10 protein-coding genes are annotated in these 9,509 nt (G+C 64.7%); 5 read left to right on the forward strand and 5 right to left on the reverse strand.

The genetic code is table 11. The features are described from left to right. Positions 1–183: 183 nt before the first annotated feature. The 3 genes from ACVOL0_RS19500 to ACVOL0_RS19510 all read right to left on the reverse strand — a co-directional run bounded on the left by ACVOL0_RS19500 (position 184) and on the right by ACVOL0_RS19510 (position 2,053). Positions 184–1,149: a beta-ketoacyl-ACP synthase III gene (locus ACVOL0_RS19500; RefSeq protein WP_481534333.1), complete on the reverse strand. Its 966-nt coding sequence runs from the start codon at positions 1,147–1,149 to the stop codon at positions 184–186. Between the two features lie 91 nt (positions 1,150–1,240). Then, positions 1,241–1,438 (reverse strand): 50S ribosomal protein L32, encoded by a 198-nt coding sequence (gene rpmF / locus ACVOL0_RS19505; protein ID WP_282270713.1) that lies wholly within the window; start codon positions 1,436–1,438, stop codon positions 1,241–1,243. A gap of 108 nt (positions 1,439–1,546) precedes the next feature. Beyond that, positions 1,547–2,053: a YceD family protein gene (locus tag ACVOL0_RS19510; RefSeq protein WP_481534334.1), complete on the reverse strand. Its 507-nt coding sequence runs from the start codon at positions 2,051–2,053 to the stop codon at positions 1,547–1,549. A gap of 115 nt (positions 2,054–2,168) precedes the next feature. On the opposite strand from ACVOL0_RS19510, the gene ACVOL0_RS19515 reads away from it, so the two are divergent. Then, positions 2,169–2,741 carry a Maf family protein gene (locus tag ACVOL0_RS19515; RefSeq protein ID WP_481550490.1) on the forward strand — a complete coding sequence of 191 codons (573 nt, stop codon included), beginning with the start codon at positions 2,169–2,171 and terminating at the stop codon, positions 2,739–2,741. A gap of 140 nt (positions 2,742–2,881) precedes the next feature. On the opposite strand, the gene ACVOL0_RS19520 is transcribed toward ACVOL0_RS19515, so the two are convergent. Then, positions 2,882–4,723, reverse strand: coding sequence for an ArnT family glycosyltransferase (locus tag ACVOL0_RS19520; protein ID WP_481550496.1), 1,842 nt, complete (start codon positions 4,721–4,723; stop codon positions 2,882–2,884). A 61-nt stretch (positions 4,724–4,784) separates the two neighbouring features. Here ACVOL0_RS19520 and ACVOL0_RS19525 point away from each other — a divergent pair, with 61 nt between their 5' ends. Genes ACVOL0_RS19525 through ACVOL0_RS19540 form a run of 4 tightly spaced genes read left to right on the forward strand, consistent with a single transcriptional unit; the run spans position 4,785 to position 9,139 of the window. Next, entirely contained in the window at positions 4,785–5,711 is a 927-nt protein-coding gene (locus ACVOL0_RS19525) for an AAA family ATPase (protein WP_481550491.1), read from the forward strand. Between the two features lies 1 nt (position 5,712). Next, positions 5,713–6,669, forward strand: coding sequence for a DUF58 domain-containing protein (locus ACVOL0_RS19530; RefSeq protein WP_481550492.1), 957 nt, complete (start codon positions 5,713–5,715; stop codon positions 6,667–6,669). Continuing rightward, positions 6,666–8,618 (forward strand): transglutaminase TgpA family protein, encoded by a 1,953-nt coding sequence (locus tag ACVOL0_RS19535; protein WP_481550493.1) that lies wholly within the window; start codon positions 6,666–6,668, stop codon positions 8,616–8,618. The genes ACVOL0_RS19530 and ACVOL0_RS19535 overlap by 4 nt, the downstream gene beginning before the upstream one ends. Continuing rightward, the gene (locus tag ACVOL0_RS19540) at positions 8,615–9,139 is read left to right on the forward strand and encodes a Slp family lipoprotein (protein ID WP_481550494.1); all 525 of its coding nucleotides are present in this window, start codon (positions 8,615–8,617) and stop codon (positions 9,137–9,139) included. Before ACVOL0_RS19535 ends, ACVOL0_RS19540 begins: the two co-directional genes overlap by 4 nt. 183 nt (positions 9,140–9,322) lie before the next feature. Here ACVOL0_RS19540 and ACVOL0_RS19545 read toward each other — a convergent pair. Next, positions 9,323–9,509, reverse strand: a 187-nt coding sequence (locus tag ACVOL0_RS19545; protein WP_481550495.1) for a hypothetical protein, incomplete at its 5' end; no start/stop codon positions are given.

The following is a 9,509-nucleotide window of genomic DNA, read 5'->3' on the forward strand; positions in this document are numbered from 1 at the left end:
GGGGGGGTCTCCCCCCCCCCCCGCCCTCCCCGCCGCCCCCGCAGCCCCCCCCCCGACCCCCGCTCCAGCCCCACACCCCCCCCCCCCCCCCCCCCCCCCCCCCCCCCCACTACACAGGTGAAGCCTTAACGACAACGGGCAGCCATTGGCTGCCCGTGCGGTACATCTGTAATGCGGGGACGCTCAGTAACGCAGCAGCGCCGAGCCCCAGGTGAAACCGCCACCGAAGGCTTCCAGCAGCAGCAACTGACCACGCTCGACGCGACCGGAACGGATCGCAGCGTCCAGCGCCAGCGGCACCGAGCCGGACGAGGTGTTGCCGTGCTTGTCGACGGTGACCACCACGCGATCCATCGGCATTTCCAGGCGCTTGGCCGTGGCTTCGATGATGCGCAGGTTGGCCTGGTGCGGAATCAGCCAATCCAGGTCGGACTTGTCCAAGCCGTTGGCCTGCAGGGTCTCATCAACAACCGAGTCCAGCGCCTTGACGGCGTACTTGAACACGTCATTGCCCTTCATGTTGATCTTGCCCGGCTTGTCGAAGCCAACCGACACGCCAACCGGATCCCACAGCAGCTCCTTCTTGCTGCCGTCGGCATGCAGATGGGTGCTGAGGATGCCGGTGTCTTCGTCGGCCTTGAGCACGACGGCGCCCGCGCCATCGCCGAACAACACGCAGGTGGTGCGGTCGGTCCAGTCAACGATACGGGTCAGGGTTTCCGCACCGATGACCAAGACGTGCTTGGCATCACCGCTGCGAATGAATTTGTCAGCCACGCTCAGGGCGAAAAGGAAGCCCGAACATGCCGCATTGACGTCAAACGCCGCCGAGCCGGTCGCGCCGAGGCGGGCCTGGATCAAGCAAGCGGTAGACGGGAAGATAAGATCCGGCGTGGTGGTACCCACGATGATCATGTCCAGCTGCGAGGCCTCAATGCCGGCAGCTTCCAGCGCGCGCGTGGCGGCGTGGTAGCCCAGGTCACTGGTGGTCTCGTCGTCGGCAGCGATGTGCCGCTCACGGATACCCGTGCGCGACTCGATCCACTCGTTGGTCGTCTCGACGATCTTGGTCAGATCATCGTTGGTCAACACTTTCTCGGGCAAATAACTACCAGTGCCCGCGATCCTCGAGTAGATCCGCTTGCTCATGCTGTTTCCTATTGCGCGAAGCCGCCCGTAGGCGGCCCCGGAAGAATCGGTGCAACAACCGCCACGCTCAGGTGGCGGCAGCCGTCACAAATCAATCTTCTTCGACGACCAGGGTCGACTTGGTCGTGATCACCTTCTTGCCGCGGTAGAAACCGTCAGCAGTGATGTGGTGACGCAGGTGCACTTCACCGGTGGTCGGATCGGTGGACAGCTGCTTTGCGCTCAGGGCGTCGTGGGCACGACGCATGCCGCGGCGGGACGGGGTAACACGGGATTTCTGCACAGCCATGGGATTGCTCCAAACTCGGTTTCGTTTGCTTCGTCGTTTAATTGCACAGGACGCCAGCGTCCAGCACTACTCGCTTTCGCCGCAGCCGCCGACGATTACCGGCCGCAATTATTTCTTCAGCGCCGCCAATGCCGCAAAGGGATTGGCCTTGCTCAATTCTTCTTCGGTCGCGCTGAAGTCACGTTCGACTGCCTCGCTTCCAGGCGCCAGCGCTACCACCGGCACCGCCAACACCAACTCGTCTTCCACCAGGTCCAGCGGACGCAGGCTGCCGTCTTCGGGCACCAGCATCGCTTCGTATTCCTCTGGAAGCGCAGATTCTTCTTCTTCGTCCTTGATCAAGCCCAAGCGCTGCTTGATCGACACCGGCAGCAGGAAACGCTGCATGGTGCGCTGGCAGATCAAGGGCAGCTCGGTATCGATGGTCAGATCGACATACGACACCTGCAAGATGTTGTCTCGATCGAACTCCAGTGAATACGTGCACTGGCCTTCGGTATCGGCAACCAGACCCTGCAAGCGGGTCAATTCGGACAAAGGCACCTGGCCATCAAAGCGCCTGCGCGCAATGACCATCCGCCAAGCATCCAGCAATTCGGGTACGTTCGCGGACATAAGCTGCAGAATGTTAAGGAGTAGCCACGCCGCTGTCAAATCCATAGCGACGGAAACATTGTCAGACCGGTGGCGGCGCAGCAGACTGGCCGTCCCGAGCTGCGTATTTTTACACATGAAGCCCCTGATTCTCGCCTCCACCTCACGATATCGCGCTGAATTGCTTAACCGGCTCAGGATTCCGTTCAGTTCAGCCGCGCCGGATGTGGACGAAACCCCGCTCCCCGGCGAGCCGCCGGCCGCCCTGGCGCGGCGCCTGGCGGCGGCCAAGGCCGAAATCGTGGCCCACCAGCAGCCCGGCAGTTGGGCCATCGGCTCGGATCAGGTCGCCGAGCTGAATGGGCAGCCACTGGGCAAACCCGGCACCCGCGAGGGCGCCATTGCGCAGCTGGCGGCGATGTCCGGCCATGAGGTGCTGTTCCACACGGCGGTCTGCGTGAGCGATGGCATTGCCCAGCATCAGGCCATCGATCTCACCCGCGTGCGCTTCAGGACGCTGCAGATGACCGAGATCGAACGTTACATCGATGCCGAACAGCCCCTGGATTGCGCTGGCAGCTTCAAATGCGAAGGCCTGGGCATCACGTTGTTCGAAGCCATCGACAACAGCGACCCCACCGCGCTGATCGGCCTGCCCCTGATAAAGACCGCTCAGCTGCTGCGCCAGGCTGGCTACGAACTGCCCTAGCCTGCCGCTTCAGCGTAGCTCCGGCAAGCGCAGCGCGCCCGGGCACCAACGGTCTTTCAGGCTTTCCGCCAACTGCCCGGGCGCGCTGCGCCTACCCGGGCCACAACGCCGTCGCGAGCCATCATTGGCAGCAAACGGCGCTACTGGACCTCGAACGGCTGCTCGGCCCAGGTTTCGACACTGCCGTCATTGCCATGCAGGCGCAGGCCCAGCCAGTGTGTTCCCGGCTTCAGGCCAGAGGTATCCACGCGTGCGTCGAAGCCAATCTCCGGATGCTGTGGATCAGTGGATATTTTCCAGAACGGGCGCACGTCGTAGGTGCGACCGTAAACGGCATCACCCACGCTGCGGCCATCCAGCAGCAGTTCAACCCGCGACAGCCCCGCGCCATCCTTGAAGGCCCAGCCACTTATTTCCAGCGCGCGCCCCACAGCCTGACCCGCCAGCGGGGTTTCCACCCATGCCATTGCCGGCGTCACACAGGGGCCCTGCTGCTTTTCAGCCGGCAAGCGGAACAACAGGAAACGCTGGAAGCCATGATCAAGCGAGACCACCCGCGGCGGCGGCAAGGGCCCTACCAGCGCACAAACCTTGTGATAACGCTCCAATAGATCACGGTAACGCTGGTCACCCGGCGCCAACACCAACAGCACCGGCGTAGAGCGGTTGCCGTCACTGATCAGCTTCCACAACGCCAATTGCGCGGTGCGCCCGTGATGGTCATTGAGCTCGTGCGGGAGCACCTTGATCGCCGGATCATTGAGGCGAAAACCCAGCTCCGCGCCCACCTTGAAGTTGTCCGCCAGCAACTCGGTGCCTTCCGGCATCTGCGAGAGCTCGTCACGCACGCCTTCGGCCAACTGCTGCCAGCCTGCGAAATTGCGCGGGTAGTACTTGCTGCCCGCCAAGTGCTCACGCAACCCGGGCGACGCGGCAACCAGGTAATAGCTCATCGCCAGCAGCAGGCCCAGCGAGGTGAGCACCCACAGCGCACGCCGCCAGGGACGCGGCCAATGATTGAGCAATGCCGGTACGCAGACCAGCAATGCCAGATAACCCGGCAGCGGCCAATGGAAGCTGATCCGCTCCGAATCGGTGAAGAACCCCAGCGCGAAGATCAGCAAGGTGGAGGTGGCGCCAACCAGGGCGAAATAGCGCCACTGCAGGTGGTGGAAGCCGCCTTGCACATTGCGTAGGCCCTTGCCCGCCACCACCGCCATCGCCACGAACAACAAGGGCGTCACCAGCAGCGGCTGGATCACCAGGAACAGCAAGCCTTCCGGCTGGAACGCCCATGGATGGCGCTCAACCAACTGGAACTTGAGCCCTGCATCCTGATTGTCCAGATTCCATGCCAACAGCGGCGCCCACGCGGCCACCCCCACTGACAACGCGATCCACACGCGCGGATCGCGCAATACCTTGCGGCCTTCTGGCAACACCAGCAGCGCAATGAAACCCACACCAATCACGCCAATGAAACGGTAGTGACTCAGCGCGCCGATCAACAGGCCGCAGGCCAGCAACAAGGCGCCACCAGCACCCACGCCACGCAACAGGCGCGCACCGGCATCCAGGCAGAGCAACGCAGCGATCGCCATGGGTACGTCCGGCACCGCGAGGATGCCCAGCGTCGCCGACAACGGCATCAACAATGCCAATGAGCCCGCGCGCCAGCCCATGCGCGTGCCGAACCAGCGCGTGCAGATGGCAGCAACCATCCACGGCAACGCTGCGCCCATGATCAGGAACGGCAGCCGCACACCCAGGCGGTGATCGCCGGCAACCTCGACGCCCAGCCGTGTCAACCAGGCGGTCAGGCCGGGCAGGTCCGAATAGGCTGCAGCCAGATGCTGGCCTTCCTGCCAATAGAACGCTTCGTCCACGAACAATGGAAGTTGCGAGGCCAACAGCACCTTGGCCGTGGTGACCAGCACCCACAACACAAGGAACGTCACGTATGCGCGTTGCTCACCCCTGATTGCCACGTACACTTCCTTCAGCCCAAGTATCGAGACGACCATGACAATGGCGCCGCCCGGAATGCTAACCGAAGTAACACTACAGTCCCTATCGGCAGCGCAACAGCAGGTCAATTCCCTGTTGCTGGGCAAGGCGCAGGAAGTGCGGATGGCCTTTGTCGCATTGCTGTCCGGAGGGCATCTGCTGATCGAGGACTTGCCCGGGCTTGGCAAGACCACCTTGGCCCATGCCATGGCCTCCAGCCTCGGCCTGCAGTTCCAGCGCGTGCAGTTCACCTCCGACCTGCTGCCTGCCGATGTGCTCGGCATCTCGGTTTACGAAGCGCATAGCCGCAGCTTCCAGTTCCATCCCGGCCCGGTGTTCTGCAACCTGTTGCTGGCTGATGAAATCAACCGCGCACCACCGCGCACGCAGAGCGCCCTGCTGGAAGCGATGGCCGAGCAGCAGGTGACGCTGGATGGCGTGACCCACCGGTTGCCGGATCCCTTCTTCGTGATTGCCACGCAGAATCCGGTGGACATGTCCGGCACCTTCCCGCTGCCAGACTCACAACTGGATCGCTTCCTGCTGCGCCTGACCCTGGGCTATCCCAATGCCGACGCCGAGCGCGCCCTGCTGGCCGGCGAAGACCGCCGCGAGCTTATCGCACGGGTTACGCCGTGCCTGTCAGAGCAGGACATCCGCCTGCTGCGCGACGCCGTTGGCCAGGTACACGCCAGTGACGCCTTGATTGATTACGTGCAGGCCTTGATCAGCCGTAGCCGGCAGCATCCGGGCGTGCGTGTCGGCCTGTCGCCACGCGCCGGCATCGCCCTGCTGCGCGCAGCCAAGGCTCACGCGCTGCTGCTTGGTCGCCGCCATGTGATCCCGGAAGACGTGCAAGCCTTGTTCATCGCCGTCGCCGGACATCGCCTGGTCGGCGAGGCCGAAGCCTCATCCGGCCCGACCCTGGCCCGCACCCTCCTGCACAGCGTGCAGGTGGATTGAGGTGCTGGCAGCACTGCGGCAACGCCTGCAATCCCTGCAGTTCCTGGCCCGCCCACGGCAGCCGGAACAACTGCCAGCACAGCTGGATAGACGCCGCATCTACGTGCTGCCGACCGGCTTCGGTCTGTTCCTGGCCGCCTTGCTTGCGGTAATGCTGCTCGGCGCCTTGAACTACAACAACAACCCGGCACTGCTGTTGGCGCTGGTGTTGGGCGCAACCGCACTGGCCAGTGCCGTGCAGGCGCACCTGCAGCTCTCGGGCCTGCGCCTGCAAGCCGTCTCCGCCGACCCGGTGGCCGCCGGCAATCCGATTCGCCTGCGCCTGGCGCTTGCGCGCAGCGACCGCCGCCCTCGTCGCGCCCTGCAGCTGAACTATCAACAGGCCAGGACTCACCTCAATCTGGAGCAGGACAGCCAGGCCGAAGCCGACCTCTGGCTGCCCACGGATCAACGCGGCTGGCTGGACCTGTCGCGTATCCGCATAGACACCACCCAACCGCTGGGCCTGGTCCGGGCCTGGGCCTGGTTCTGGCCGGACTCCGCGCTACTGGTTTATCCCGCCCCGGAACCCAATGCGCCGCCGCTGCCGGATGCGGACAGCGCCTCCACCCGCACCCGCGTGCATCCACAAGGCGAAGAACTGCAGCAGATGCGTCCCTACCGCAGCGGCGACGCCCGCCGCAGCATCGTCTGGAAGCACTCGGCGCGGCGCGACGAACTGCTGGTGCGCGAGTACGAACGCCCTTACGGCGCCGAGTTGGTACTGGATTGGCAGCAATTGCGTGCCCTGCCCCACGAACACCGCATCTCGCGCCTTGCACGCTGGGTGGATGAGGCCGAGCGCGAAGGCCGCAGCTACCAACTGCGCCTGCCCGGCCAAGCAGCATTGGGCCCGGCCAGCGGCGACGCCCATCGCCACCTCTGCCTGCGCGCACTGGCGCTGCTGCCCAACGCATGAAGACGCTCCCGCCCGCGCCAAGCACCAGCAGCCGCCTATGGATCAATCTGGTCACCACGCTGTCGCTGCTGCCCTTGCTGCTGCAGTTGCCTGGCGTGCTCGCGGTGGTGTTCGGCACCACCACCGTGCTGGTGGCATTGTGGTCGTGGCGGCGCGCCATGCCCCTGTTGCTGCGCCTGCTACTGATCGGAATGATGCTGGCCTGCATCTACTGGCAGATGGGCGCCAATCCGGGCCGCGACAGTGGCTGCGCCCTGCTCGCGGCGATGCTGGCGATCAAGTCCAGCGAGCTGCGCACGCTGCGTGATGCGCGCAGCCTGATTGGCTTCAGCCTGTTTGCTCCTTTCGCCGCCTTCCTGCTCGACCAGGGGCCAAGCACCCTGCTGATGTCAGCCACCGCCGTGGTGGCGGCCCTGCTCGCACTGCAACGTCTGGCCGATGAAGAAGTGGGCATTGCCCACCTGCCAGCCCGCGCACAACTGCGCACGGTTGGCGGACTGATGTTGTTGGCGCTGCCGTTGGCCCTGTCCGCATTCTGGCTGGTGCCGCGCCTGCCGACGCCACTATGGGGCACGCCGGATCGCTCGGTATCGCGCCCGGGCCTGTCCGACAGCATGCAACCCGGTGCAATGGGCGAGCTGTTGGCAGATGACAGCCCGGCGCTGCGGGTCGAGTTCTTCGGCCCGGTACCAGCGCAGGACCAACGCTATTGGCGCGGCCCGGTATTGACGCGCTTTGATGGCCGGCGCTGGTCGCGAGTACAGAGTCAGCGGGCCGCACCACCGCCGCAGGTCAGCAACGCCGCGCTGCGCTGGGACTACCAGATCGAATACGAGCCCACCGACCAGCGCGAACTGGTCGCGCTTGATCTGCCCCTGCAAGCCCCTGCAGGCAGCCAGCTGGATGCCGACTACAGCCTTACCACAGCGCAATCACTTGCCGCACTGACCCGCTGGCGCATGCAGTCCAGCCCCGCCCTGGCGTTCCAGGCCGAGCTGCCGGCACGCCTGCGACGGCAAACCCTGCAACTGCCGGAGGGCTTCAATCCGCGCACGCTGGCTCTGGCCAGGCAGTGGCGCAGCCAAGCCGGCAGCGATGACGCAGCCTTGGTGCAACGCAGCCTGGACTGGATCCATCGCGAGTTTGCCTACACCTTGAACACCCCCTTGCCCGGCCGCCATTCCGTCGACGAATTCCTGTTCGACCAGAAGGCCGGTTACTGCGAGCACTTCAGCGCGGCATTCGTGGTGATGATGCGCGGCGCAGGCATTCCAGCGCGGGTTGTCACCGGCTATGCCGGCGGCGTGCGCAACCGCTTCGGCAACTATTGGCTGGTGCGTCGCCTTGATGCGCATGCCTGGGCCGAAGTCTGGTTGCCGCAGCGCGGCTGGGTTCGGGTTGACCCAACTGCGGCAGTCGCTCCGGAACGCATCTACGACACCCTGGAAGACCGCATCGGTGACAGCAACACCAGTGGACTGAATTTATCCGGTCGCTGGAGCAGCCTGCTGCAGTACAGCGACTTCCTGCGGCGCGGCTGGAATACCGCCGTGTTGTCCTTCAATGCCGAGCGTCAGCAGCGCCTGCTCAGCGGTATCGGCATCAAACGGTTGAGCCCCTCGCAGCTGATTGCCTTGTTTGCCGGCTTTGCCGTGCTTGCCCTGGGCTTGATGGCCTGGTTGCTGGCCCGTGGCGAGCGCCAGCGCGACCCACTGCTGCGCGCCTGGCACCGCCTGGACCGCCGCTACCAACGCCTCGGCCTGGGCCGCGAACCTTTCGAAACCGCCAGCGACTGGGCCAAGCGCGCTGACCGTGCCCGTCCCGGCAGCGACCTGCTGGCGCTCAGCCAGCGTTTCACTCAGGCACGCTACGCTGGCGTCCGATCGGATGTCGTTTCATTATTGGCGGACCTGCACAGGCACCGCCCGAAACCCGGAGTACGAACATGAAGACCCGCATCCTCCTAGTTGCCGCCGCCAGCCTGGTGCTGGCTGCCTGTGCCACGGCGCCCAAGCCGCTGCAGGGACAATTCACCCCCGTTTCACCGCGTGACGCGGTGGCGCAGAAGCAGACCGGCGCGCCGGTACGCTGGGGTGGCCGCATCATCGAAACCATCCCCGGCCAGGGCGAAACCTGCTTCCAGATGCTGGCCCGCCCGCTCAATGCCAGCGGCCGCCCGAGCACCAGTTCGAGCGATGCCAGCGACGGCCGCTTCCTGGCCTGCCGCAGTGGTTTCTATGATCCGGCGGTGTTCGAGCCAGGCCGCGACGTGACCTTCATCGGCCGCATCGATGGCTACCAGAGCACCAAGATCGGCGAATACGACTACCCGCTGCCCAAGCTTGCCGCCGACGTGGTCTACCTGTGGCCGGTGCAGCGCGAAGTGGAAGTAGTACCCGCCTACCCGTACGGCCCCTGGGGCCCGGGTTGGGGTCCCGGCTGGGGCTGGGGTTACCGCGGCTGGTGGTAACGAACTGAAAACGCCGCCCCAAGGGGCGGCGTTTTATTTTGCTTGTTATTTTGTAGGAGCGGCGTAAGCCGCGAAGCCACAGATCCTTCAAACACAGCAAGGCAAAGGCAAAGGCAAAACCAACCCCTCCCCAACCCTCCCCTTGCCTTCGGCAAAGGGAGGGGGCACAGCCCGCGCCGATCTTTATTTGTAGGAGCGGCGTAAGCCGCGAAGCTGGTTATCCATCCATCGCGAACTGCATCCCGCAATCAAGAGCGGTTTGACCGAGCCTGAGAGATCGGCCGTTGTTTTGTTGTTGTCAGCTTCGCGGCTTACGCCGCTCCTACAAATAAAGATCGGCGCGGGCTGTGCCCCCTCCCTTTGCCGAAGG

The organism is Stenotrophomonas sp. STEN021 (assembly GCF_056760175.1).

Bases quoted from the DNA above. Each gene is read 5' to 3' on its own strand.
- ACVOL0_RS19500 (WP_481534333.1), bottom strand. From the start codon at position 1,149: ATGAGCAAGCGGATCTACTCGAGGATCGCGGGCACTGGTAGTTATTTG.
- rpmF (WP_282270713.1), bottom strand. From the start codon at position 1,438: ATGGCTGTGCAGAAATCCCGTGTTACCCCGTCCCGCCGCGGCATGCGT.
- ACVOL0_RS19525 (WP_481550491.1), top strand. From the start codon at position 4,785: ATGCTAACCGAAGTAACACTACAGTCCCTATCGGCAGCGCAACAGCAG.
- ACVOL0_RS19515 (WP_481550490.1), top strand. From the start codon at position 2,169: ATGAAGCCCCTGATTCTCGCCTCCACCTCACGATATCGCGCTGAATTG.
- ACVOL0_RS19540 (WP_481550494.1), top strand. From the start codon at position 8,615: ATGAAGACCCGCATCCTCCTAGTTGCCGCCGCCAGCCTGGTGCTGGCT.
- ACVOL0_RS19535 (WP_481550493.1), top strand. From the start codon at position 6,666: ATGAAGACGCTCCCGCCCGCGCCAAGCACCAGCAGCCGCCTATGGATC.
- ACVOL0_RS19510 (WP_481534334.1), bottom strand. From the start codon at position 2,053: ATGTCCGCGAACGTACCCGAATTGCTGGATGCTTGGCGGATGGTCATT.